The organism is Pseudomonas crudilactis (assembly GCF_013433315.1).
Taxonomy (GTDB): domain Bacteria; phylum Pseudomonadota; class Gammaproteobacteria; order Pseudomonadales; family Pseudomonadaceae; genus Aquipseudomonas; species Aquipseudomonas crudilactis.
On the sequence record NZ_WXVV01000003.1, the window covers coordinates 68381 to 92545 of the forward strand.

The 24165-nt window shown below is 60.1% G+C and carries 21 protein-coding genes and 2 tRNA genes; 14 read left to right on the forward strand and 9 right to left on the reverse strand.

All coding sequences use genetic code 11. The annotated features are described in order from the left end of the window. Positions 1–260: 260 nt before the first annotated feature. The 4 genes from GTU76_RS04795 to rsgA form a co-directional block, all read right to left on the reverse strand. Complete coding sequence (locus GTU76_RS04795) at positions 261–746, reverse strand: toll/interleukin-1 receptor domain-containing protein (protein ID WP_016985699.1); 486 nt, start codon at positions 744–746, stop codon at positions 261–263. Continuing rightward, positions 746–1705: a caspase family protein gene (locus GTU76_RS04800; protein ID WP_180698167.1), complete on the reverse strand. Its 960-nt coding sequence runs from the start codon at positions 1703–1705 to the stop codon at positions 746–748. Before GTU76_RS04800 ends, GTU76_RS04795 begins: the two co-directional genes overlap by 1 nt. A 2-nt stretch (positions 1706–1707) precedes the next feature. Beyond that, positions 1708–2115 (reverse strand): TIR domain-containing protein, encoded by a 408-nt coding sequence (locus GTU76_RS04805; protein WP_016985701.1) that lies wholly within the window; start codon positions 2113–2115, stop codon positions 1708–1710. Positions 2116–2327: 212 nt separating this feature from the next. Then, complete coding sequence (rsgA, locus tag GTU76_RS04810) at positions 2328–3359, reverse strand: small ribosomal subunit biogenesis GTPase RsgA (protein WP_016985702.1); 1032 nt, start codon at positions 3357–3359, stop codon at positions 2328–2330. A 107-nt stretch (positions 3360–3466) separates the two neighbouring features. On the opposite strand from rsgA, the gene orn reads away from it, so the two are divergent. Continuing rightward, entirely contained in the window at positions 3467–4009 is a 543-nt protein-coding gene (orn, locus tag GTU76_RS04815; protein WP_016985703.1) for an oligoribonuclease, read from the forward strand. 92 nt (positions 4010–4101) lie between these two features. Continuing rightward, positions 4102–4713 (forward strand): trimeric intracellular cation channel family protein, encoded by a 612-nt coding sequence (locus tag GTU76_RS04820; RefSeq protein ID WP_095120635.1) that lies wholly within the window; start codon positions 4102–4104, stop codon positions 4711–4713. Here the strand turns inward: GTU76_RS04820 and queG are convergent. Continuing rightward, positions 4695–5774, reverse strand: a complete 1080-nt coding sequence (gene queG / locus GTU76_RS04825) for a tRNA epoxyqueuosine(34) reductase QueG (RefSeq protein ID WP_016985705.1) — start codon at positions 5772–5774, stop codon at positions 4695–4697. The two genes, GTU76_RS04820 and queG, sit on opposite strands and share 19 nt — an antisense overlap. 63 nt (positions 5775–5837) lie before the next feature. Between queG and GTU76_RS04830 the strand changes: the two genes are divergently transcribed. The 12 genes from GTU76_RS04830 to GTU76_RS04885 all read left to right on the forward strand — a co-directional run bounded on the left by GTU76_RS04830 (position 5838) and on the right by GTU76_RS04885 (position 20838). Next, complete coding sequence (locus GTU76_RS04830; RefSeq protein WP_180698168.1) at positions 5838–7337, forward strand: NAD(P)H-hydrate dehydratase; 1500 nt, start codon at positions 5838–5840, stop codon at positions 7335–7337. Beyond that, entirely contained in the window at positions 7325–7795 is a 471-nt protein-coding gene (gene tsaE, locus GTU76_RS04835) for a tRNA (adenosine(37)-N6)-threonylcarbamoyltransferase complex ATPase subunit type 1 TsaE (protein WP_007967425.1), read from the forward strand. The genes GTU76_RS04830 and tsaE overlap by 13 nt, the downstream gene beginning before the upstream one ends. Positions 7796–7852: 57 nt before the next feature. Beyond that, positions 7853–9226, forward strand: coding sequence for an N-acetylmuramoyl-L-alanine amidase (locus GTU76_RS04840; protein ID WP_371748301.1), 1374 nt, complete (start codon positions 7853–7855; stop codon positions 9224–9226). Positions 9227–9234: 8 nt separating this feature from the next. After that, the gene (gene mutL, locus GTU76_RS04845) at positions 9235–11136 is read left to right on the forward strand and encodes a DNA mismatch repair endonuclease MutL (RefSeq protein WP_180698227.1); all 1902 of its coding nucleotides are present in this window, start codon (positions 9235–9237) and stop codon (positions 11134–11136) included. Then, on the forward strand, positions 11136–12107 hold the full coding sequence (gene miaA / locus GTU76_RS04850; protein ID WP_016985710.1) for a tRNA (adenosine(37)-N6)-dimethylallyltransferase MiaA: 972 nt from the start codon (positions 11136–11138) through the stop codon (positions 12105–12107). The genes mutL and miaA overlap by 1 nt, the downstream gene beginning before the upstream one ends. Positions 12108–12202: 95 nt before the next feature. Then, the gene (gene hfq / locus GTU76_RS04855; protein WP_007902656.1) at positions 12203–12463 is read left to right on the forward strand and encodes an RNA chaperone Hfq; all 261 of its coding nucleotides are present in this window, start codon (positions 12203–12205) and stop codon (positions 12461–12463) included. A gap of 12 nt (positions 12464–12475) precedes the next feature. After that, entirely contained in the window at positions 12476–13777 is a 1302-nt protein-coding gene (gene hflX / locus GTU76_RS04860; RefSeq protein WP_077570632.1) for a ribosome rescue GTPase HflX, read from the forward strand. 96 nt (positions 13778–13873) lie between these two features. Then, positions 13874–15049 (forward strand): FtsH protease activity modulator HflK, encoded by a 1176-nt coding sequence (gene hflK, locus GTU76_RS04865; protein ID WP_016984785.1) that lies wholly within the window; start codon positions 13874–13876, stop codon positions 15047–15049. After that, positions 15049–15918, forward strand: a complete 870-nt coding sequence (gene hflC, locus GTU76_RS04870) for a protease modulator HflC (RefSeq protein ID WP_016984784.1) — start codon at positions 15049–15051, stop codon at positions 15916–15918. The genes hflK and hflC overlap by 1 nt, the downstream gene beginning before the upstream one ends. Before the next feature lie 313 nt (positions 15919–16231). Then, the gene (locus GTU76_RS04875) at positions 16232–17419 is read left to right on the forward strand and encodes an ATP phosphoribosyltransferase regulatory subunit (protein ID WP_016984783.1); all 1188 of its coding nucleotides are present in this window, start codon (positions 16232–16234) and stop codon (positions 17417–17419) included. A gap of 54 nt (positions 17420–17473) precedes the next feature. Next, positions 17474–18763 carry an adenylosuccinate synthase gene (locus GTU76_RS04880; protein ID WP_016984782.1) on the forward strand — a complete coding sequence of 430 codons (1290 nt, stop codon included), beginning with the start codon at positions 17474–17476 and terminating at the stop codon, positions 18761–18763. 140 nt (positions 18764–18903) lie between these two features. Next, positions 18904–20838: a methyl-accepting chemotaxis protein gene (locus GTU76_RS04885; RefSeq protein WP_026000582.1), complete on the forward strand. Its 1935-nt coding sequence runs from the start codon at positions 18904–18906 to the stop codon at positions 20836–20838. 91 nt (positions 20839–20929) lie between these two features. On the opposite strand, the gene GTU76_RS04890 is transcribed toward GTU76_RS04885, so the two are convergent. The 4 genes from GTU76_RS04890 to GTU76_RS04905 form a co-directional block, all read right to left on the reverse strand. Next, positions 20930–22495: an ABC transporter permease gene (locus tag GTU76_RS04890; RefSeq protein ID WP_016984780.1), complete on the reverse strand. Its 1566-nt coding sequence runs from the start codon at positions 22493–22495 to the stop codon at positions 20930–20932. Continuing rightward, the gene (locus tag GTU76_RS04895; RefSeq protein ID WP_134175845.1) at positions 22495–23505 is read right to left on the reverse strand and encodes an extracellular solute-binding protein; all 1011 of its coding nucleotides are present in this window, start codon (positions 23503–23505) and stop codon (positions 22495–22497) included. Before GTU76_RS04895 ends, GTU76_RS04890 begins: the two co-directional genes overlap by 1 nt. Before the next feature lie 191 nt (positions 23506–23696). Beyond that, positions 23697–23783: transfer RNA gene (locus GTU76_RS04900), tRNA-Leu, on the reverse strand. A 181-nt stretch (positions 23784–23964) separates the two neighbouring features. After that, positions 23965–24051, reverse strand: a tRNA-Leu gene (locus GTU76_RS04905). Positions 24052–24165: the final 114 nt, after the last annotated feature.

Sequence of the window (24165 nt, forward strand, 5' to 3'; positions counted from 1 at the left end):
CCGACAGTGATGTCGGCTTTTTTGTGGCTGTCGGTATGGTTTTTGTGGGGGACTTGAGATCCATCCCCCCTCACCCCAGCCCTCTCCCCAAGGGGTAGAGGGGGAAGGGAGCCGATCTTCATGTTGTTCAGAATCCAGGTTCGGATCGATATTTCAGGTCGGCGTACCTCGCACATTTACCACGGTCAGTCCCCTCTCCCTCCGGGCGGTCCGAAGTTTCGGGAGGGCTAGGGTGAGGGGCTCCAAAGGTAAACCTCCGATCAAAACCCCCGCCGAATCCTGCTCTTCAATTGATCATGAAACTGCTCGGCATTCTTCTTGTAAGTCCCCTTCAGCGACTCACTCATCGAATCCAGCATCACCGACCGCTTGTTCGTCACCTCCTCACGATACGCATCGATAAAAAAATTCAGATCTTTATCCGTGCTCAACTTCGGCCACTTGTCCAGATACAACGGCAATTCCGCCGGCCCGGTCTTGAACGAACAGATTCTTCGATTGCTGATAGTCGCCTCACCAATTTCGAACGGCACCCACCACGACAACGCGGTCTTCTCCGATACCACCGCCAGCAAGTGCGTGCACTCGGTGATGTTGCGGGTGATGACGCCGGTGATGTCATCGGTGGTTTGCGATTCAGGATCCAGCACATCGAGGTAGGTCTTGATGTTGGCCTGGATCAGGCGGCTGTTGATGGCGATGGCGTGGGCGCGGTCCATGTGGCGGTAGCTGATGAAGACGGGCATCAGAAGTGTCCTTTGAGGGCGAGTTCGCGGTAGTAGGCGCCGAGGGCGGTGAGGCGGCAGCCGGTGGAGTGGATGGCGGCGTAATACATGTGCTCGGCGTCTACCGGTTCGATCAGGCTGTGGCGATTGCACATTTGCAGTTGTTTGAAGATGTCGCCGTGATCGGGATCGAACGAGGGCTCTGTGGGCTCGTAACTTGGATCGAGCCTGAACACGAAGCTGGGATCGGAAAACCAGTCTTTGAGTTTGCGCAGGGTTTCCTCGGGAATGAGCGGTGCGACTTCACGCAGCGGTACAAACTGCGAAACATTGGTCTTGAATACCGGACGCTGCTCCCAAGCGCCCAGCGCATTGTCGACAAACGAGTAAACGCTACCTGGCGTGACCTTGCCGAGGACGTTGGCAGCGCCCCCGTGCAGCGCTTGCAGCAACAGGTCGGTGAATACGCCATGGCCGCGACTTTCCAGCGCGGACTGTTCTTTTTTACAGGCCGTGAGAATGGTCATGCCTTCGCCAATCACACTGCTACCGCCGCGCAAACCGCGCATGGCAGCGGCCGCGCCGGCCTGGCAGCAATCGAGGATGACGATTTTGTTTTTGATCTGCGACGCCTGATCAGCCCACAGCAGAATGTCGCTGATGCGAATGCCTTCCCCGCCGTGCTTGAAGTCCTGCGGAATCAGCAGCCCTTCGTCGATGCTGGTATCGAACTGGCCGTGGCCGGCGAAGTACAACAGAGCCACGTCGCAATCACCGGAAAACAGACTCTGAATCTGTTGCTTCAGGGTGTTGAGTGTCAGGTTTTCCTCAGATGAGGTCAGCACTTTACTGCTGAAGTTCGGGCGCCCGTTGGCATGGCGTTCCAGCACCGACGCCATGGCCATCGCATCGTTGTTGCAGCCGCTCAATGGCGCCACGTGCTGATAATGATTGATGCCGATAAACAGTCCCTTGCGCATGGTTACACCGCCGTATGCAGGCGAATCGCGCTAACGATGCTTTTGGTGCTCCACGCGCATTCGGCGTTCGCGGCGTTGCGCACGACCGTGGAAATGCGCTCGGCGCCGAAGGGTTTGATCGCGATGATGACTTTGCCCATACGCTTGGCGATCTCGATTTCCTTGTTGATCCACTTGCTGTAGGTCGAGTACATGCCAGCCATGATCAGCACCGCCGAGCAAGGGCGGATCTTGTTCTCGATGGCTTCCTCCAGTTGCTTGTCGGTTTGCGCGCCCAAAATCGGGTTATGCGGCGGTACGGAAAAATTCTTGAAGGTGAAACCCGGTTGCGCGCCGAGCAGGCGTACCAGATTGTCGTGGGCGTGGGAGTAGTTCCACGAATGGCTGATGAACAGATGATAGGTTTGCATGGGGTTCCTCGGAAGTCGCGAATGTGCGAAGGAGGAAGTGACTGTAGGCACCTGCGTGATGGCTACAAGGTGTTGGCGGCAAAAGAGAAATGTCCTGCAAGCAGGCGCGCTAAAGCCCTACAGAAAGGTCTGATGTTTAAGCGTTCGGGGGATTTGCAGGGGGTGATCCTACGGCCGGCAGCCCTGTGCTTCAGGGCTGCCGGTGCGGCTGTTTAATAGCCGTTTTCAGGCAGGCTGGCGATGATCGAGCGGTAGCTGTTCATCCGTTGCTGTTGCACGCGACCGTCTTCCAGCGCCTTGAGCAGCGCACAGCCCGGTTCACGGTCGTGTTTGCAGTCGCGGAAACGGCAAGTGCCGAGCAGGTCGTTGAACTCGATGAAACCGGCTTCGACATCGGCGCGGCTGACGTGGCCCAGGCCGAATTCACGGATGCCCGGGGAGTCGATCAGCTCACCGCCACCGGGAAAGTGGAACAGGCGCGCGGTGGTCGTCGTATGCGTGCCCTGGCCGGACAACTCGGACAGCGGCCCGACACGGGTTTCCACTTCAGGCAGCAGGCTGTTGACCAGCGAAGACTTGCCGACACCGGACTGGCCGACGAACACACTGATGCGGCCATCGAGCTGCTGTTGCAGTTGTTCCATGCCATTGCCGTGGTGCGCCGACACTTCCAGCACCGGATAACCCAGCGTGCGGTACACCGCCAGCAGCGCATTGAGCGCCGGGGCGTTCTGCTCGTCGATCAGGTCGAATTTGTTCAGCAGCAGCAACGGACGGATGCCCGCGTGTTCCGCCGCGACCAGATAGCGGTCGATCAGGTTGGCATGCGGCTCGGGCAGCGGCGCGAAGACGATGACGATCATGTCGACGTTGGCGGCTACCGGTTTGAGCTGGCCACGGCTGTCCGGGCGGCACAGTTCGGTGGTGCGCGGCAGTTGCGCGACAATTACCCCGATGCCCTGATTACCGGCACGCCAGACGACGGTGTCGCCGGTTACCAGTGCGGGCAGGTTGGCGCGCAAGTGGCAGCGGAAGACCTGGCCGGCCTGATCACCGTCAACGGCCTCGACCTCGACCTGCACACCGAAGTGGGCGATCACCAGACCTGTCTGTTCCGGGCCCAGATCGCCGCCCTCAAGGGCTTCGACAGCCGAGGACTCGCGTTTGGCGGCGCGTGCAGCGCGTTCGCCCTGAATCTTTTCGATGCGCCAGTTTTGACGACGATTGAGTTGGCGTTTGGCCATGGGTGTTCCGTCTGAAGAATGCAGCGATTAGGTAAAACGGCCGCGAGTTTAGCACGCCCGGGCACTGGCCTAGGCTAAACTGCGCACCATTGCCTAGGAGCCGAAATATGCCAAACCCGCAGAACCTGATCTGGATCGACCTGGAAATGACCGGTCTGGATCCGGAAAACGACGTCATCATCGAGATGGCCACCATCGTCACCGACAGTGACCTCAACACCCTGGCTGAAGGCCCGGTAATTGCCATCCACCACAGCGACGAAGTGCTCGCGCGCATGGACGAATGGAACACGCGCACTCACGGCAACTCCGGCCTGACCCAGCGCGTGCGCGACAGCCGTATCAGCATGGCTGAAGCCGAAGCGGAAACCATCGCCTTCCTGGAGAAGTGGGTGCCGAAGGGCAAGTCACCGATCTGCGGCAACAGCATCTGCCAGGATCGCCGCTTCCTTTATACCCACATGAAAGGGCTGGAAAGCTACTTCCACTACCGCAACCTCGACGTCTCCACGCTCAAGGAACTGGCCGCGCGCTGGGCACCGGACGTGCGCGACAGCTTCAAGAAGGGCAGCACGCACCTGGCGCTGGACGACATCCGCGAATCGATCGCCGAACTGCAGCACTACCGCAAGCACTTCATCAAGTTCTGATTGCTGGCGGTGGGGGCAAACCCTGCAACTGCCCCCTTTTGGTGCTGCACTGAAATGGCTAGACTGCGCGCCTTCCTGCCTGGATCACCACCATGTTGCTGATGCTCTATCTGATCGCCATTACCGCTGAAGCCATGACTGGCGCTCTGTCTGCGGGCCGTCGCGGCATGGACTGGTTCGGTGTGGTGTTGATTGCCTGCGTCACGGCATTGGGCGGCGGTTCGGTGCGCGATGTGCTGCTTGGGCATTACCCGCTGACCTGGGTCAAACACCCTGAATACCTGGTGCTGACTTCCGTCGCGGCGATGTTCACCGTGTTCACCGCGCGCTGGATGCGCCACCTGCGCTCGCTGTTCCTGGTGCTCGATGCCGTCGGTCTGGTGGCGTTCACCCTGATCGGCTGCATGACTGCGCTGGAAATGGGCCACGGCATGTTGGTGGCGTCTGTCAGCGGCGTGATTACCGGTGTCTTTGGTGGCATCCTGCGCGATATCTTCTGCAACGACATTCCGCTGATTTTCCGCCGAGAGCTATACGCCAGCGTCTCGTTTGCAGCGGCGTGGTGTTACATGCTTTGCCTGTACCTGAACGTACCGAGCGAGCAGGCGATTCTGATCACGTTGTTCGGCGGCTTCCTGCTGCGCCTGCTGGCAATTCGTTTCCACTGGGAAATGCCCAAGTTCGTTTATAACGACGCGCCTTGACGTTGGGCGTGCTGCTTCAGCGCCCACTCGACGTGCTCTTGTACCAGCGCTGACGGGTATTCACGGCGCGCCTTCAATGCTTCCAGTACCGGAATGCTCGAGGGCGCATTGCCCAGTCCCACGGCCAGATTGCGCAGCCAGCGTTCATACCCGGCCCGACGCAGCGGTGAGCCTTCGGTACTGCTGAGAAATTTGTCTTCATCCCACATGAACAGTTCAGCCAGTTCAGCGTTGTCCAGATTGTGCCGTGGCTTGAAGTCGCTTTCCCCGGAAGGTTTGGCGAACCGGTTCCACGGGCAGACGATCTGGCAGTCATCGCAACCGAACACGCGGTTGCCGATCAGCGGACGCAGGTCTTCGGGAATCGCGTTTTTCAGTTCGATGGTCAGATAAGAAATACAGCGCCGCGCGTCCAGTACATAAGGGCCGACGAAGGCATTCGTCGGGCAGATGTCGAGGCACGCGGTACAGCGGCCGCAATGTTCAGTGCTGTGCGGCTCATCCACCGGCAATGGCAGGTCGACGAACAGCTCACTGAGAAAGAAATAACTGCCAGCCTTGCGATTCAGCACCAAGGTATTTTTGCCGATCCAGCCCAGCCCGGCCTGTTCGGCGATGGCTTTTTCCAGCACCGGCGCGCTGTCGACAAACGCGCGGAAACCGAACGGGCCAATCTCCGATTGAATCTTGTCGGCCAATTGCTGCACACGTTTACGGATCAATTTGTGGTAATCGCGGCCCAAGGCATAACGCGACACGTAAGCTTTTTCCGGTTGCGCGAGCATTTGCGCCATTTGTGTGTCGCCGGGCAGGTAGTCCATGCGCAACGAGACCACGCGTAAAGTGCCCGGCACCAGTTCTTCGGGGTGCGAGCGTTTGCTGCCATGGGCGCCCATGTAGTCCATTTCGCCGTGGTAGCCGGCCTCGAGCCAGCGCGCGAGGTGCTGTTCATGCTCGGCCAGATCCAGACCGCTGATGCCGACTTGCTGAAAGCCCAGCTCGCGGCCCCAATCCTTGATCGATTGGGCGAGGGCGGGCAGGTCTGTGGTGATGGCGGACATGAGGCGAGAGAAACCGGAGCTGAGGTGCGTATAATTCTGCCAGACATCGGAGCCCGAAGACGCATGCCGCACACGAAAGATGAATTACCCGACGCGCTGTATGGCGCCGCACAGGTGCGCGAACTCGATGCACGGCTGATTGCCGCCGGTACGCCGGGCTTCGAATTGATGCAGCGCGCAGCGCATGCGACCTGGCGAGCGCTGGTGCGGCAATGGCCGTCGGCGACTGAACTGACGGTGCTGGCGGGGCATGGCAACAATGCCGGTGACGGTTATCTGGTCGCGGCCATGGCGCAGCGGGCCGGGTGGTCGGTGCGCATATTGGCGGTCGGCGATCCGCAGCGTTTGCAGGGCGATGCCGCGCGGGCACATGCCGAGGCTTTGACTGAAGGCGTCGTGGTGCAGGGTTGGCAGCCTGATAGTGAACTGCGCGGCGTCATTCTCGACGCCTTGCTCGGCACGGGGCTGAGCGGGGATGTGCGCGAGCCTTATGTCTCCGCGATCAAGGCAATCAACGCCAGCGGTTTGCAAGTGACCGCCGTCGACATCCCTTCCGGATTGTGTGCCGATACTGGACACGTGCTGGGTGTCGCCGTGCGAGCGGATCTGACGGTGACCTTCATCGGCCTGAAACTCGGTTTGTTCGCCGGGGAGGCGGCGGATCACATCGGCGAATTGCTGTTTAACGATTTGCAGGCCAGTGCCGACATCTATCGTGGCATTCAGGTTATCGCCCAACGGCTCAACACGGCTAATCTTCCGCGGTTAGCGGCGCGTGCCCCGACTTCGCACAAGGGCCGCTTCGGCCATGTGTTGCTGATCGGTGGCGATCACGGTTTTGGCGGGGCAATTTTGCTCAGCACCGAAACGGCTTTGCGCAGCGGTGCGGGCATGGTGTCGCTCGCAACCCGTCCTGAACACGTCCCGGCGGCGCTGACGCGAGTGCCGGAAGCCATGGCGCTCGGAACCTCCTCGGCCAATCAGTTGATGAGTTTGCTGGAGAAAGTTTCTGTACTGGTGGTTGGTCCGGGGTTGGGACAGGCCAGTTGGGGGCGGGCGCTGTTGTCATCTGCCGCCAATGCCGCGCTGCCGCAAGTCTGGGACGCCGATGCGTTGAACCTGTTGGCCAGTGGTCTGGTCGAGTTGCCCAAGGATTGCGTGATCACGCCGCATCCGGGCGAAGCCGCGCGTTTGCTGGGAATCAGCACTGCAGAAGTGCAAGCGGATCGTCCCGCGGCGGCGCTGGCGCTGAGCAAAAGATATACAGCAGTGGTTGTGTTGAAAGGCGCAGGCAGCCTGATCGCGCATCCCGATGGCCGCCTGGCGCTGTGTCACCAGGGCCATCCAGCCATGGCCACCGCCGGCCTTGGCGACGTGCTGGCCGGTTTGACCGGTGCGCTGCTGGCGCAAGGCATGGACGGCTTCGATGCTGCCTGCCTGGCCGTCTGGCTGCACGCCAATGCTGGTCTGCAACAAGGTAAATTCGGCCGTGGGCTGGCGGCCAGTGATCTGATTCCAGCCATTCGTCAGTTGTTGGAGGAGCAAGCACCGTGTCTGAAGTAACCCTGTACCTGGCCGATGAACAGGCCATGAGCGACTTTGGCGCACGGATCGCCCGCGTGACCCAGGGCCACGGGCTGATTTTTCTCGAAGGCAACCTGGGGATGGGCAAAACCACGCTGTCACGGGGCATCATTCGCGGCTTGGGCCATGTCGGTGCGGTAAAAAGTCCGACCTTCACCCTGGTTGAGCCCTACGAGATCGGCGACGTCCGCGCCTTCCACTTCGACCTGTATCGATTGGTCGATCCGGAAGAACTTGAGTTTCTCGGCATCCGCGACTACTTCGAAGACGATGCGCTGTGCCTGATCGAGTGGCCCGATAAAGGTGCAGGCTTTTTGCCAAAGCCTGACCTGACCATTACCATTAGCCCGCAAGACAGCGGGCGTTCGCTGAAAATTTTATCCCAGGGCTCGCGTGGCGAGGCCTGGTGTGCCGCTTTGGCATTGGAATCCAATTAAATGATGGGGTTAGGTATGCGCTTTCGCGCGTTGGTGGCTGCCGCTGGACTGTTGTTGATGGCAGTAACCGTCAACGCTGTGGCCGATTCGAAGGTCAACAGCGTGCGCTTGTGGCGGGCGCCGGACAACACGCGACTGGTCTTCGACCTGAGCGGTCCGGTGCAGCACAGCGTGTTTACCCTGACCGCTCCGGATCGACTGGTGATCGACATCAACGGCGCCACCCTCGGTGCGCCGCTGAATGTGCAGACCGCGAACACGCCGATCACCGCAATGCGTTCGGCCCAGCGCACACCGACCGACCTGCGCGTGGTCATCGACCTGAAAAAAGCCGTCACCCCGAAAAGCTTCTCGCTGGCGCCGAATGCGCAGTACGGCAACCGTTTGGTGGTCGACCTGTTCGACAATCCGGCCGACGCCGCACCGCCGCCTGCGCCAACGCCGCAGGTGGCCACCGTGCCAGCGGTGCCGGTAACCCCGACCGAACCTGCAATCAAGTTGCCGCCAGCCCCGGCCGGCAAGCGCGACATCATTGTCGTGATCGACGCCGGCCACGGTGGTGAGGACCCGGGTGCGTCCGGCTCGCGCGGCCAGCGTGAGAAAGACGTGGTATTGCAGATCGCCCGCGAATTGCAGCGTCAGGTCAACGGCATGAAAGGCTTCCGCGCCGAATTGACCCGCACCGGCGACTACTTCATCCCGTTGCGCGGCCGTACCGAAATTGCCCGCAAGAAGGGCGCCGACCTGTTCGTTTCGATTCACGCCGACGCCGCGCCATCTGCTGCAGCCTTCGGTGCGTCGGTGTTTGCCTTGTCTGATCGCGGCGCAACTTCCGAGACCGCCCGTTGGCTGGCCGACAGCGAAAACCGTTCCGACTTGATCGGTGGTGCCGGCAACGTCAGCCTCGACGACAAGGACCGCATGCTCGCCGGCGTGTTGCTCGATTTGTCGATGACTGCCTCGCTGACCTCCAGCCTCAACGTCGGCCAGAAAGTCCTGACCAACATCGGCCGCGTCACGCCGTTGCACAAACAGCGTGTGGAGCAGGCCGGGTTCATGGTGCTGAAATCGCCGGATATCCCGTCGATCCTGGTCGAAACCGGCTTCATCTCCAATGCCAACGAAGCGAACAAGCTCTCGGCATCGAGCCACCAGCAAGCGCTGGCCCGCTCGATCAGCAGCGGCGTGCGCCAGTTCTTCCAGCAGAATCCGCCACCGGGCACGTACATCGCCTGGCTGCGTGATTCCGGCAAGATCGCCCAAGGCCCGCGCGATCATCGCGTCGGGCCGGGTGAAACGCTGGCGATGATCGGCGTGCGCTATCAGGTGTCGCCGGCCACGCTGCGTGCGGCCAACAACCTGAAAAGTGACGAGTTGAAAGTTGGTCAGCACCTGACCATTCCAGGCACCGAACTGGCGTCCAAAGAATGAACGAAGTGTTGAGCGCTGCCGCCCGCATCGAACTGCTCAGCCCTCGGCTGGCGAACCAGATTGCCGCCGGTGAGGTGGTTGAACGCCCGGCTTCGGTGATCAAGGAGCTGTTGGAAAACAGCCTCGATTCCGGCGCCAAACGCATTGATGTCGACGTCGAGCAGGGTGGCGTCAAGTTGCTCCGTGTGCGCGACGATGGCAGCGGGATTTCCGCCGATGACCTGCCGCTGGCGCTGGCTCGTCACGCCACCAGCAAGATCCGCAACCTGGAAGACCTTGAGCAGGTGATGAGCCTCGGTTTCCGTGGCGAGGCACTGGCGTCGATCAGTTCGGTGGCACGCCTCACGCTGACCTCGCGCACCCGTGACGCCGATCAGGCCTGGCAGGTGGAAACCGAAGGCCGCGACATGGCGCCCCGGGTTCAACCAGCGGCGCATCCGGTCGGCACCTCGGTGGAAGTGCGCGACCTGTTTTTCAACACCCCCGCGCGGCGTAAATTCCTCAAGACCGAAAAAACCGAATTCGATCACCTGCAAGAAGTGATCAAGCGTTTGGCGCTGGCGCGTTTCGACGTGGCTTTCCATCTGCGCCATAACGGCAAGACCATTCTCAGCCTGCACGAAGCCCACGATGATGCGGCCCGCGCCCGGCGTGTGGCGGCAATCTGCGGCTCGGGGTTTCTGGAGCAGGCGCTGCCGATCGAGATCGAGCGCAACGGCTTGCATCTGTGGGGCTGGGTTGGCCTGCCGACGTTCAACCGTAGCCAGGCGGATTTGCAGTACTTCTTTGTGAATGGCCGGGCGGTGCGCGACAAACTGGTCGCCCACGCGGTGCGTCAGGCCTATCGCGACGTGCTGTTCAACGGCCGTCACCCGACGTTTGCGCTGTTTTTCGAAGTTGATCCGGCGGCCGTCGACGTCAACGTGCACCCGACCAAGCACGAAGTGCGTTTCCGTGACGGGCGCATGGTGCATGACTTCCTTTACGGCACTTTGCACCGCGCGTTGGGCGATGTGCGCCCGGAAGACCAGCTTGCCGGTTCCGTGACCACAGCCGTCGTGCGGCCGACGGGCCTCGATGCCGGGGAGTTCGGACCGCAAGGCGAAATGCGTTTGGCGGCCAATGCGCTGCTGGAGCAACCGCAGGCGCAACCGGCGTTCAATACCTCGTCCGGTGCCAGTGCTGGCGGCGCCTATCAGTACCAATACACACCGCGTCCGCAATCGGCCGTGCCGCCGGCGGCTGAGGCGCAGGCTGCATACCGCGAGTTTTTCGCGCCGCTGCCTGAGGCCAATGCCAACGCATTGCCGGCTGGTCAGGAAGATATTCCTCCGCTCGGCTATGCCTTGGCGCAGTTGAAAGGTATCTACATTCTTTCCGAAAACGCCCAAGGGCTGGTGCTAGTGGACATGCACGCCGCTCACGAGCGGATCATGTACGAACGCCTGAAAATCGCTATGGCCAGCGAGGGTCTCAGTGGGCAGCCGTTATTGGTGCCGGAATCCCTCGCCGTTAGCCAGCGCGAGGCCGATTGCGCTGAAGAACACGCCGCATGGTTCCAGCGCCTGGGCTTCGAATTGCAGCGTCTGGGCCCGGAAACCTTGGCGATTCGCCAGATTCCGGCGTTGCTCAAGCAAGCTGAAGCCAACCGTCTGGTCGGTGACGTGCTGTCGGATCTGATGGAGTACGGCACCAGCGACCGGATTCAGGCACACCTCAACGAATTGCTCGGCACCATGGCCTGCCACGGCGCGATCCGCGCCAACCGGCGCCTGGCCCTGCCAGAAATGAACGGTCTGCTGCGTGACATGGAAAACACCGAGCGCAGCGGTCAATGCAACCATGGCCGACCGACCTGGACCCAATTGGGCCTGGACGATCTGGACAAACTGTTCCTGCGCGGTCGTTGATGAGCCAGCTCCCTCCAGCGATTTTTCTGATGGGCCCGACCGCTGCGGGCAAAACCGACCTGGCCATCGAGCTGACCAAGGTAATGCCGTGCGAGTTGATCAGTGTCGATTCGGCGCTGGTCTATCGCGGCATGGACATTGGCACGGCCAAGCCTTCGAAAGAATTGCTGGCCGAATATCCGCACCGTTTGATCGATATTCTCGACCCGGCTGAGGCTTATTCGGCTGCGGATTTCCGTCGCGATGCCCTGCAAGCCATGGCCGAGATCACCGCGCGCGGAAAAATTCCGCTGTTGGTGGGCGGTACGATGCTCTATTACAAGGCTTTGGTCGAAGGTCTGGCAGATATGCCAGCGGCCGATGCTGACGTCCGTGCGCAGATCGAAGAAGAGGCTGCACGTCTTGGCTGGCAAGCTCTGCACGACCAGTTGGCGGTTATCGACCCGGTGTCCGCGGCGCGGATTCATCCGAACGATCCGCAACGCCTGAGTCGCGCGCTGGAAGTTTATCGGGTCAGTGGTCAGAGCATGACCGAGCTGCGCCAGCAACAATCTGCGCAAAGTACTGAAGCAGCCGCTTCGGGACTGCAACAATTGCCCTATACTGTCGCGAACTTGGCCATTGCTCCGGCAAATCGTCAGGTACTGCACGAGCGCATTAAACAAAGATTCACAAATATGTTGGAACAGGGGTTCATCGACGAGGTCGTAGCCCTGCGTAAAAGAAGTGACCTGCATTCGGGGTTGCCGTCTATACGTGCGGTAGGCTACCGCCAAGTCTGGGACTACCTGGAAGGCAAGCTGACGTTGGCCGAAATGCAGGAGCGCGGCATCATCGCCACGCGCCAATTGGCCAAACGCCAGTTCACCTGGCTGCGCAGCTGGGAAGATATACACTGGCTGGACAGTCTTGATTGCGACAATCTGCCACGCGCCTTGAAATACCTTGGGACCATCTCCATATTGAGCTGAGTCCTTGCAATTGCCGTCTATCCTTGGGGGTGTGACGGCCAAAGCCATCTGAATTACCCATTTTTTATTATTGAATCCTTAAAGGAGTGCGGCACATGTCAAAAGGGCATTCGCTACAAGACCCTTACTTGAATACTTTACGTAAAGAGAAAGTTGGGGTTTCCATCTATCTGGTCAACGGTATCAAACTGCAAGGCACGATCGAGTCGTTCGACCAGTTCGTGATCCTGCTGAAAAACACCGTGAGCCAGATGGTTTACAAACACGCTATCTCGACAGTAGTGCCGGTTCGTCCAATTCGTCTGCCTAGCGCAACCGAATCCGAAGCAGGTGACGCTGAGCCAGGTAACGCCTGATAGGAGTCTCCTTTGTTCTTTGAGCGCCACGGTGGTGGTGAGCGAGTGATCCTCGTTCACTTGGATGGACAGGACCCTGAGGCGCGCGAAGATCCGCAGGAGTTTCAGGAATTGGCTAATTCGGCCGGCGCCGAGACCGTTGCGTTTTTTAACGTGCCGCGTCATCGGCCAACCGCCAAATACCTGATCGGCAGCGGCAAGGTCGAGGAACTGCGCGACCTGGTCAAGGCTGAAGAAGCCGATCTGGTGATTTTCAATCACATCCTCACGCCCAGTCAGGAACGTAACCTCGAACGTGTTTTCGAGTGTCGCGTGATCGACCGTACCGGTCTGATTCTCGATATTTTCGCCCAACGCGCGCGTACCCATGAAGGCAAGCTCCAGGTTGAACTGGCCCAGCTTGACCACATGAGCACCCGGCTGGTTCGCGGCTGGACTCACCTTGAGCGTCAGGGTGGTGGTATCGGCATGCGCGGTCCGGGTGAAACCCAGCTGGAAACCGACCGCCGTTTGCTGCGGGTCCGCCTGCGCCAGATCAAGGGCCGGCTGGAGAAGGTGCGCAGCCAGCGCGAGCAATCGCGACGTGGTCGCTCCCGTGCGGACATTCCTACCGTTTCTCTGGTGGGATACACCAACGCCGGCAAATCCACACTCTTCAACAACGTGACGAAATCCGACGTCTACGCGGCTGACCAATTGTTCGCCACGCTGGATCCGACCCTGCGCCGTCTCGACATTGACGACCTGGGGCCGATCGTTCTGGCGGACACGGTGGGCTTCATTCGTCACTTGCCGCACAAGCTGGTCGAAGCATTTCGGTCTACCCTCGAAGAGTCGAGCAATTCCGACCTGCTGTTGCACGTGATCGATGCGGCCGAACCGGATCGCATGTTGCAGATCGAGCAGGTGATGGTGGTGCTGGGCGAGATTGGTGCCCAGGACTTGCCGATCCTCGAGGTCTATAACAAACTCGATTTGCTTGAAGGCGTTGAGCCACAAATCCAGCGCGACGAAAACGGCAAGCCCCAGCGGGTCTGGCTTTCGGCGCGTGACGGTAGTGGTCTGGAATTGCTTGAGCAAGCCATCGCCGAATTACTTGGCAGTGATTTGTTTATCGGTACCTTGCGCTTGCCGCAACGATTCGCGCGACTGCGTGCGCAGTTTTTCGAACTCGGTGCGGTGCAGAAAGAAGAGCATGACGAAGAAGGCATCAGTCTGCTGGCCGTTCGTTTGCCCCGTGTCGAGTTGAATCGACTGGTAAGCCGCGAAGGATTGCAGCCGATGGAGTTCATCGAGCAACACACTTTGCAATAAAAGCCTGACAAAGCGGTTGTGCCGCAACGGCAGGCATTCTGTAGCATTGGTCGGCGCGCCGTGGGTGCGTCTTTGCTTTATCAGATGGAGAGCGCTATGGCTTGGAATGAGCCGGGTGGCAACTCGAATAATCAGGATCCTTGGGGTGGCAAACGCCGCAATAACGGCGACCGCAAGGGGCCACCGGATCTCGACGAGGCCTTCCGAAAGCTGCAGGAAAGCCTGAACGGGTTGTTCGGTGGTGGTAAGAAACGCGGTGGTGATGACGGCGGTGGTTCGGGCAGGAGTGGTGGCGGCTTCGGCGGCCTGCTCGGCATCGGTCTCGTTGTGCTGGCGGCTGTCTGGCTGTACAGCGCGGTCTACGTGGTCGACGAGCAGGAGCAGGCCGTGGTGCTGCGCTTCGGCAAGTACTACGAGACTGTCGGCCCGGGCCTGAACATCTACTTCCCGCCGATCGATAAAAAGTACATGGAAAACGTCACGCGTGAGCGTGCCTACACCAAGCAGGGCCAGATGCTGACCGAAGACGAGAACATCGTCGAAGTGCCGCTGACCGTGCAGTACAAGATCAGCAACCTGCAGGACTTCGTGCTGAACGTCGATCAGCCGGAAATCAGCCTGCAGCATGCGACCGACAGTGCCCTGCGCCACGTTGTGGGTTCCACCGCCATGGACCAGGTGCTGACTGAAGGTCGTGAGTTGATGGCCAGCGAAATCAAGGAGCGTCTGCAACGCTTCCTCGATACCTATCGCACCGGTATCACCGTTACTCAGGTCAACGTACAGAGCGCAGCGGCACCGCGTGAAGTGCAGGAAGCCTTTGACGACGTGATCCGCGCCCGTGAAGACGAGCAGCGCTCGCGCAACCAGGCTGAAACCTACGCCAACGGCGTCGTGCCGGAAGCCCGTGGTCAGGCCCAGCGCATCCTTGAAGATGCCAACGGTTATCGTGACGAAACGGTCTCGCGCGCCAAGGGTGAAGCCGATCGCTTTACCAAACTGGTCGCCGAGTATCGCAAGGCACCTGAGGTTACCCGCCAGCGTCTGTACCTGGACACCATGCAGGAAGTCTTCAGCAACACCAGCAAGGTGCTTGTGACCGGCAACAAGAACGGCCAGAGCAACCTGCTTTACCTGCCGTTGGACAAGATGATTCAGAACAGTTCGGGCAGCAATGCACCGGTCACCGGTTCGGCTGCTGCCAGCAACAACACGGACGTCACGCCGCATGTCACTGACCTGCCGCAGTCGCGTACAAGGGAGACCCGCTGATGAGCAATAAATCGCTGATCGCCCTTATTGTTGGCGTCGTTGTCGTACTGGTGGGCTGGAACTGCTTCTACATCGTCGCTCAGACCGAGCGTGCGGTGCTGCTGCAATTCGGTCGTGTGGTTCAGGCCGATGTTCAGCCGGGTCTGCATGTGAAAGTGCCTTACGTTAACCAGGTGCGTAAATTCGACGCACGTCTGATGACGCTGGATGCACCGACACAGCGTTTCCTGACCCTGGAAAAGAAAGCCGTGATGGTCGATGCCTACGCCAAGTGGCGCGTGAAAGATGCCGAGCGCTTCTACACCGCGACTTCCGGTCTGAAGCAAATCGCCGACGAGCGTCTGTCCCGTCGTCTGGAATCCGGTCTGCGTGACCAGTTCGGTAAGCGCACCCTGCACGAGGTGGTGTCGGGTGAGCGTGACGCACTGATGGCTGACATCACTGCTTCGCTGAACAAAATGGCGGAAAAAGAGCTGGGTATCGAGGTTGTCGATGTCCGGGTCAAGGCCATCGATCTGCCAAAAGAAGTAAACCGCAGTGTGTTCGAACGTATGAGCACCGAGCGTGAGCGTGAAGCTCGCGAGCACCGCGCCAAGGGTAACGAACTGGCGGAAGGCATCCGTGCCGACGCTGATCGTCAACGCCGTGTGCTGCTGGCTGAAGCCTATCGTGAATCCGAAGAGGTTCGCGGTGATGGTGATGCCCAGGCCGCTGCGATCTACTCCAAGGCCTACGGCCAGGATCAGGAGTTCTACAGTTTCTACCGTAGCCTGCGCGCCTACCGTGAAAGCTTCGCGAACAAATCCGACGTATTGGTCCTCGACCCAAGCAGCGACTTTTTCCACTACCTGGAAAAGGCCAAGCCTTGATACGCCGTTGACCTGAATCATTCCGCCCGGCGGCTAAAGCCTCGGGCGGGGTGATCCTTTGGGAAAACGTGTGTATGATGCGGCAGCCGGGAAATTCCCGGCTTTTTTGCGTCTGCACGTTTGATTGCTGTTTTTTGTTGCAGACATCGGGTTCAATGGCCCGAGAGTATTTCGAGGAAAGTGATGGGCGAAGCCGGTAACAGGCCTTTCGCCGTGTCGTTCATGCGCGTGCGTTTTGAACGGACCGATCATTTTCTGCTTCACTCAAGGCTCGCCCGCAGGCTGGCCGCCCGGATCAAAGGGGAATGGCGTAATGGCAACGGTAGACCGCTGGCTGCTGCCAGATGGCATCGAAGAAGTACTGCCACCGGAAGCGGCGCGCATTGAAGTCGCGCGTCGTCAGGTGTTGGATCTGTTCCAGAGCTGGGGTTACGAGTTTGTCGTGACTCCCCATATCGAGTACCTGGAATCCCTGCTGACCGGCGCGGGCCAGGACCTGGATCTGCGTACCTTCAAGGTCATCGACCCGCAGTCGGGCCGGCAGATGGGTTTCCGTGCCGACATCACGCCGCAAGTGGCGCGCATCGATGCGCACACCCTGCGTCGCGAAGGTCCGAGCCGTCTGTGCTACGCCGGCAGCGTGCTGCACGCGCAGCCGCGTGCACTGTCGTCCTCGCGCAGCCCGATCCAGTTGGGCGCCGAGTTGTACGGCGACGCCAGCCCGAGCAGCGACGTTGAAGTGATCAGCCTGATGCTGGCCATGCTGCAACTGGCCGATGTGCCGGATGTGCACATGGATCTTGGTCATGTCGGCATCTACCGTGGCCTGGCGCGTGCCGCCGGTCTGTCCGGTGAAGTCGAGCAGCAGTTGTTCGATGCGTTGCAACGCAAGGCCATCGACGAGGTCATTACCTTGACCGAAGGCCTGCCGGCCGATCTGTCCGGCATGCTGCGTGCGCTGGTCGACCTGTGCGGCGGCCGTGAAGTGTTGAGCGCTGCCCGCGAGCGTCTGGCCAATGCGCCGGCGCCGGTTCTGGCGGCACTGGAAGACTTGCTGGCGATCGCCGAGCGTCTGTCGGCACGCTTCCCGGAGCTGCCGTTGTACTTCGATCTGGGCGAGCTGCGTGGCTACCACTACCACACCGGTGTGGTGTTCGCGGTGTTCGTGCCGGGCGTTGGTCAGTCCATCGCTCAGGGCGGTCGTTACGACGACATCGGTGCCGACTTCGGTCGCGCCCGTCCAGCGACAGGCTTTTCCACCGATTTGAAAACCCTGGTGACCCTGGGGCGTGCTGACATCGAGCTACCGTCTGGCGGTATCTGGATGCCTGACAGTACGGATGCGGCACTCTGGCAGCAGGTTTGCCAGTTGCGCAGTGAGGGTCAGCGTGTCGTTCAGGCTTTGCCTGGGCAACCTTTGGCCGCCGCCCGTGATGCGGACTGCGACCGGCAATTGATTCAGCAGAACGGGCTTTGGCAAGTATCGCCACTGGCTTCTTGAGTTTTCCTGCCGGCCATCGCCGGCACCAAGTTTGCGCGAATGAGGACAAGTGTTATGGGTAAGAATGTCGTAGTCCTGGGCACCCAATGGGGTGATGAGGGCAAAGGCAAGATCGTTGATCTGCTGACCGAACATGCTGCCGCCGTAGTGCGCTACCAGGGTGGCCACAACGCTGGTCACACCCTGGTGATCGACGGCGAGAAAACCGTTTTGCACCTGATTCCGTCGGGCGTGCTGCGCGAAGGCGTGCAGTGCCTGATCGGCAACGGCGTGGTGGTTGCACCTGACGCCCTGCTGCGCGAGATCACCAAGCTGGAAGAGAAAGGCGTACCGGTGCGCGAGCGTCTGCGTATCAGCCCGTCCTGCCCGCTGATCCTGTCCTTCCACGTAGCGCTGGACCAGGCTCGTGAAAAGGCCCGTGGCGAGCTGAAGATCGGTACCACCGGTCGCGGCATCGGCCCGGCGTACGAAGACAAGGTTGCTCGTCGTGGCCTGCGTGTTGGCGACCTGCTGAACATGCCGCGCTTCGAAGACAAGCTGCGTGAACTGGTGGATTACCACAACTTCATGCTGGTTGGTTACTACAAAGAACCGGCCATCGAGTTCGAAAAGACCCTGGCCGAGTGCAAGGAATACGCCGAGCTGCTGAAGCCGCTGATGCTCGACGTCACTGCCGAGCTGCACGACCTGCGTCGCGCCGGCAAAGACATCATGTTCGAAGGCGCCCAGGGTTCGTTGCTCGACATCGACCACGGTACCTACCCGTACGTGACCAGCTCCAACACCACCGCCGGTGGCGTGGCGACCGGTTCGGGCGTTGGCCCGATGTTCCTGGACTACATCCTGGGCATCACCAAGGCTTACACCACTCGCGTTGGTTCGGGCCCATTCCCGACTGAGCTGTTCGACGAAGTCGGTGCGCACCTGGCCAAGCAAGGTCACGAGTTCGGCGCCACCACCGGCCGTGCCCGTCGTTGCGGCTGGTTCGACGCCGTTATCCTGCGTCGCGCTATCGATGTGAACAGCATCTCGGGCATCTGCCTGACCAAGCTGGACGTGCTCGACGGTCTGGAAACCATCAACATCTGCGTTGGCTACAAAGATGCCGAAGGCAATGCCGTTGCTCCGACTGACGCTGACAGCTACGTAGGCCTGCAGCCTGTGTACGAAGAAGTGCCGGGCTGGACCGAATCGACCGTGGGCGCCAAGACCCTGGAAGAGCTGCCAGCTAACGCTCGTGCCTACATCAAGCGTGTTGAAGAGCTGATCGGCGCGCCGATCGACATTATTTCGACGGGCCCGGACCGCAACGAAACCATCGTTCTGCGTCATCCGTTTGCTTGATAAGTCGTTGATGTAAAAACACAAAGGCCCCTTCATCGGGGCCTTTGTCGTTTATGCCTGTTGGACGGCATGACCTTTGCTGTGAATCTGTCTACAAGAGTGCCATCAAATTAATGGCGTCAGAAGTAGAGGTATTCACAGTGTCGGCCGTTCTCTCACTGTTACAAAGCCGTTTGTTGCGCCCCGTGTTCGTTACCCTTGGTATCGCCCTTTTGGTGCAGGTGCTGGTGGCCGTTGCCCTGACGCGGAGCACCGTCACGGCGCTGGAAGCTGATCTGGCGGTGCGCCTGGGCGCTGACAGCCAGAAACTCTCCGGCGAGCTGGAGCAGGCCGGGCGAGAGGTCACCTCGAGCCTTGATGCCTTGTCCGCCAGTACCCGTCAGCGACTGACTGCCGGCCTGTCTTCGCGCCTGAAAGATGAGCAGGCGCAGCTGCGTGCGACGCTGGAAAAGGATCTGAAGGATTCGGCCAATGACATGGCGCAGTTGCTGGCCTCGGTAGCGCCGCGAGCCATGTGGGACAGCGACGTACCGACCCTGTCCGAGTTCGCTCGGCGTGCCCAGCGCAATCCCAACGTGCTGTTTGTGGTGTACGACGACGCCACCGGCCAGCACCTGACCCGTTATCTCAACCGCGAAAACCCGATCAACAAGGCCCTGTTGGAAAAAGGCCAGGGCGAGCGTGCGCTGGATAAAGTGCTGGATGCGGCCAAGAACGATCCGTCGGTTTACTACCTCGAAGCTTCGATCAACCCCAACGGCGTGGAAATCGGCAAAGTGCTGATGGGTGTATCCACTGCGTCGGTGGAAACCGATCTGGCGGCGCTGGACAAGCGCTTCTCGGCGTTGATCGCCAGCAGTGATCAGTTGGTCGGCGACAGTCTCAAGGGCGCCGCCGCAGACAGTGCCAAAGCCATGCAGTCGCGCCTGCAGTCGGCGCAGTCCACTGCGACCGAGATGAAATCCAATACCGCCAATACCGTTCAGGAAGCAGCGGCAACCTTGCGCTGGCGCATAGGCCTGGGTCTGGCGCTGGTCGGTTGCGGTGTGCTGCTGTTGCTGGCGGTAGTGTTGGGTCATCGCGTGGTCAATCGGCTGAAGATGCTCAACGCCGCGATGGATGACCTGGCGGCGGGCGAGGGCGACCTGACCAAGCGTGTGCAGATCAACAGCAAGGACGAAATCGGCGACATGGCTTCGGCGGTCAATCGCTTTGTGGATAAGTTGCAGCCGATCGTGCGCGAGGCGGGCGATGTTGCGCAGCGTACCGGCGTAGAAATCGGCGCGATGACCCTGCGCAATGCCGGTGCCGATGCGGCGGCGGGCATGCAGCGTGATGAAGTGGCGGAAAGCCTGCGTGCACTGTCGCAAATGGCTGATGAGGCGCAGTCGGAAAGCCATGCCATGCAGGCGGCGCTGAAGCAGGTGGTGGATATTCGTCAGGCCACTGACGAAAACACTCGCACATCCGCCAAGGTCGGCAGCCTGATCGAAGCGCTGGCGGGGCAGGTGGATACCGGGGCGAAAGTCATCGAGCGGCTGGCGCAGCAGAGCGAGCAGATCGAAGTGGTGCTGACGGTGATTCACGGAATTGCCGAGCAGACCAACCTGCTGGCGCTCAACGCTGCCATTGAAGCGGCGCGCGCTGGCGAAACCGGGCGTGGCTTTGCCGTGGTGGCCGACGAAGTACGTGCACTGGCGAGCAAGACACAAAGTTCTACTGGCGATATTCAGGCGCATATCGTCGCGTTGCAGCAGGGCGCGCGTGAGGCGGTCGAGGCGATCGGCCAGGCCGGGCGTCAGGCCAGCGAAGGGTTGCTGGTGTTGCGTGACAGTGCGCGGTTGCAGCAATCAGTGCAGGCGTCGGTCGAGCAAGTGCATGCGGCGATTGGCTTGGCAACGCAGGCAGCTGCGCATCAGGCGCAAGGCGCGCAGGCTGTGCGCGGGCGGGTCGAGACGATTCATGCGCAGGCCGAGAAAGCGGCGCAGGCGGTGGTGGAAACCACGGCGAGTGGCAAGGTGCTGGATGGATTGGCTGCGCAGCTCAAGGCGAGTCTGGGGCAGTTCAGGGCTTGATGTTGTCTGGTCGGGCCTCTTCGCGAGCAGGCTCGCTCCTACAGGGGGAACGCATACCAATGTAGGAGTGAGCCTGCTCGCGATAGCTATTTCAACGGCTCAAATACATCCGCGTCGTCAGCAGATAAACCGGCAACCCCGATACCAAAATCAACAACGCCGCATAAGGCGCCGCCGCCGCAAACTCGACGTTCGCGGTATGCGCCCATACCTCGGTCGCCAGCGTATTGAGCCCGGTCGGACTCAACAACAACGTCGCCGTCAATTCCTTCATCGCGTCCAGAAACACCAGTGCAAACGCCGCGCCCAATGCCGGGAAGATGATCGGCAACGTCACTCGGCAAAATGCTGTGAACGACGAGGCCCCCAGCGTCCGCGCAGCTTCTTCCAGTTGTGGCGCAGCCTTGTTCAGTGCCGTGCGGATCGGCGCCTGCGCCAGTGGTAGAAACAGCAGCGCATAAGCGATCAGCAGCAGCCCCGACGTCTGATAAAGCGCCGGCACGTAATGCAGGGCGAAATACACCAGCGTCAACGCAATCACCAATCCTGGCAGTGCATGCAGCAGATACGGCAAGCGCTCGGCCCAAATCGCCAGTTGGCCTTTGTAGCGCACCACCAGCAACCCCACCGGAACTGCCAGCACCAGGCACAATGCTGCGCCGCCAAGAGAAAGCGCCAAAGATGAAAGCAACGCTTCAGTAATCGCAGTCACCGGAAAAGCCGCCGACGAACCGACCGCCAGCCAATAGGCCAACATCCCCAACGGAATGCCGCTGCCGACAACCGCCAGCATCAGGCAATACAACTGACCGACGGCTGCCCATGGTCCGAGCCGAACCTGTTCAGCCTGGCGCGCCGCACCCTGGCCGGTGCGCACATGCCGGCCCTTGCCGCGTACGCGCAACTCCAGCCAAAGCAAAACCAGGCACAGCGCCAGCAATACGGCCGAGAGCATCGCTGCGTTGGCGTTGCTGAATTCCAGTTCGAATTGCTGATAGATCGCCGTGGTGAAGGTTTGCAGGCCGATGATCGACAGTGCGCCGAACTCCACCAGCATGTGCAAGGCAATCAGCAACGAACCGGCCAATAGTGATGGCCAGAGCAAAGGCAAGGTGACGCGAAAGAATACGCCCCAGCGATTCTGGCCGAGGGTGCGGGCGGATTCTTCAAGAGAGGGATCGAGATTGCGCAGCGTCGCGGCCACTGGCAGGAAGATCAGCGGGTACTTCGACAGGCTCATCACCAGAATCGCCCCGCCGAGCCCTTCGAACTGTGCGCTCAAAGAGACCCAGGTGAAACTGCTGACAAATGCTGGCACTGCGAACGGCAAGCACAGAATCACGCCCCACAAGCGTCGCCCCGGCAAGTTGCTGCGCTCCAGCAGCCAGGCCAGCGACAGACCGATCACGCCGCACGTAAGGGTTACGCCAACCATTAACGCCAAGGTGTTGCGCAGCAGGCCGAATACATACGGACGCCACAACAAGTGCAGCGCTTCGGCCCAGCCGGCCTGCCAAGCTTTCAGTCCGACATAGGCCAGCGGCAACAGGCTCAGTACCACCAGCAACAAAACTGGCAATACCAGCCAGATCGATGGCCGCTTGCGCTTTGGTACGTAACCCCCGCGCGCGGCAGGGGCGGATAACGATGCGGTCATCAGTTCAAGCCAACTTCGCGTTCCAGCTCCAGCGCTTCTTCAGCATTGCCCAGATCGGCCGGGGTCACGTTCGGCGCTTCCAGTTCGCTGAACGGCTTGAGCCCGCGATCCGATTCCATGCCTTTGTGCAGCGGATACTCGGCGGTCGTCTGAGTGATCACGCGCTGGCCTTCTTCGCTGGCCATGTAGGCAAGAAACTGCTGGGCTTCTTTTGGATGTTTGCTGGATTTCAGCACGGCCGCGCTGGACACAGTGATCAAGCCGCCGACGTCACCGCCGGTGAAGTAATGCAGCTTCGAATCCAGTTTGCCTTTCTCGCGTTGCAGGGCGAACCAGTAGTAGTTGTTCACCAGCACGGTGGCGACTTCGCCGTTTTCCACGGCTTTGAGGGCGACCATGTTGTTGCTGTAGGTCTTGCCGAATGCGCGCAGACCGGTCAGCCATTCTTCGGCGGCGTCGCGACCGTGCATCTTGATGATCGCTACGGCTTGTTCCTGGAAGGCGCCGCTGGTCGGTACGAAGCCGACTTTGCCCTGCCACTGCGGATCGGAGAACTCCATCACCGATTTCGGCAGGTCTTTTTCGTCGACCAGTTTCGGGTTGTAGGCGACAACGCGAACCCGCGCTGTCACGCCGATCCAGGTGCCGTTGCCGGCCACATATTTTTCCGGAAGAACAGCCAGCGTGGCGTCATCGGTTTTGGCCAGCAAGCCCAGCTCGCCGAGATTATTGAGCGGTGGCGACTCTTCGGTGTAGATCACGTCGGCAGGGGAGCGATCGCCTTCTTCGATGACCTGGCTGGCCAACTGATTGCTGCTGCCCTTGCGTACGTTGACGTGAATGCCGGTCTTGGCTTCGAAGGCTTTGGCGATCGCGTCGCCGACTTCCTTGTGCTGGCCGTTGTAGAGAGTCAGGGAAACCGCATCGGCAGCCTGGGTGAGGGGAGTGGCGAGCGCCAGGCCGAGGAGGGTGAAGGTCAGGCCTCGGCGCAGGGTATTTCGAAACGTCATTCGCAGGGTTCCTCACTGTCGCATTGCAAAAACTTGCAACAATGATAAACGATATTGTTTCTCAAGTGCGCCTTGCGGCGGGGCTGGCATTTTGATAGGCGGGGTAGTGATAAATTTCTGCAAGCCAGAAACGCAAAAACCCGCTTTCGCGGGTTTTTGTGAAACTCAAGGTCGTAACCTTGAGTTTGAATTGGTGCCCAGAAGAAGACTCGAACTTCCACGACCGTAAGGTCACCAGCACCTGAAGCTGGCGTGTCTACCAATTTCACCATCTGGGCAATCATCGCTAGCGTTGCCGCTGTTGATGTGGCGCACTATACGGAGCGCATTTTGATCTGTAAACCCCTGATTTAATTTTAATAAATCAGTTTTAAGAAAACCCGGGCTTAGAATGCAAAAAACCCGCTTTCGCGGGTTTTTGTGTGAGCCTTGAAACTGATCTAGTCTCAAGCTCGAAATTGGTGCCCAGAAGAAGACTCGAACTTCCACGACCTTGCGGTCACCAGCACCTGAAGCTGGCGTGTCTACCAATTTCACCATCTGGGCAGTATCGGCAACGCTGTGCGTCGTCGATGGCGCGCACTATACGGAGCGTCTTTTTAACTGTAAACCCCTCTCAGCAAAAAACATGATTTTTTTTACCAGCGGTGTTCAAAACGG

Coding starts and splice junctions, on each gene's coding strand:
- GTU76_RS04795 (WP_016985699.1), bottom strand. CDS start 746: ATGCCCGTCTTCATCAGCTACCGCCACATGGACCGCGCCCACGCCATC.
- GTU76_RS04800 (WP_180698167.1), bottom strand. CDS start 1,705: ATGCGCAAGGGACTGTTTATCGGCATCAATCATTATCAGCACGTGGCG.
- GTU76_RS04805 (WP_016985701.1), bottom strand. CDS start 2,115: ATGCAAACCTATCATCTGTTCATCAGCCATTCGTGGAACTACTCCCAC.
- rsgA (WP_016985702.1), bottom strand. CDS start 3,359: ATGGCCAAACGCCAACTCAATCGTCGTCAAAACTGGCGCATCGAAAAG.
- orn (WP_016985703.1), top strand. CDS start 3,467: ATGCCAAACCCGCAGAACCTGATCTGGATCGACCTGGAAATGACCGGT.
- GTU76_RS04820 (WP_095120635.1), top strand. CDS start 4,102: ATGTTGCTGATGCTCTATCTGATCGCCATTACCGCTGAAGCCATGACT.
- queG (WP_016985705.1), bottom strand. CDS start 5,774: ATGTCCGCCATCACCACAGACCTGCCCGCCCTCGCCCAATCGATCAAG.
- GTU76_RS04830 (WP_180698168.1), top strand. CDS start 5,838: ATGCCGCACACGAAAGATGAATTACCCGACGCGCTGTATGGCGCCGCA.
- GTU76_RS04840 (WP_371748301.1), top strand. CDS start 7,853: ATGGCAGTAACCGTCAACGCTGTGGCCGATTCGAAGGTCAACAGCGTG.
- miaA (WP_016985710.1), top strand. CDS start 11,136: ATGAGCCAGCTCCCTCCAGCGATTTTTCTGATGGGCCCGACCGCTGCG.
- hfq (WP_007902656.1), top strand. CDS start 12,203: ATGTCAAAAGGGCATTCGCTACAAGACCCTTACTTGAATACTTTACGT.
- hflK (WP_016984785.1), top strand. CDS start 13,874: ATGGCTTGGAATGAGCCGGGTGGCAACTCGAATAATCAGGATCCTTGG.
- hflC (WP_016984784.1), top strand. CDS start 15,049: ATGAGCAATAAATCGCTGATCGCCCTTATTGTTGGCGTCGTTGTCGTA.
- GTU76_RS04875 (WP_016984783.1), top strand. CDS start 16,232: ATGGCAACGGTAGACCGCTGGCTGCTGCCAGATGGCATCGAAGAAGTA.
- GTU76_RS04880 (WP_016984782.1), top strand. CDS start 17,474: ATGGGTAAGAATGTCGTAGTCCTGGGCACCCAATGGGGTGATGAGGGC.
- GTU76_RS04890 (WP_016984780.1), bottom strand. CDS start 22,495: ATGACCGCATCGTTATCCGCCCCTGCCGCGCGCGGGGGTTACGTACCA.
- GTU76_RS04895 (WP_134175845.1), bottom strand. CDS start 23,505: ATGACGTTTCGAAATACCCTGCGCCGAGGCCTGACCTTCACCCTCCTC.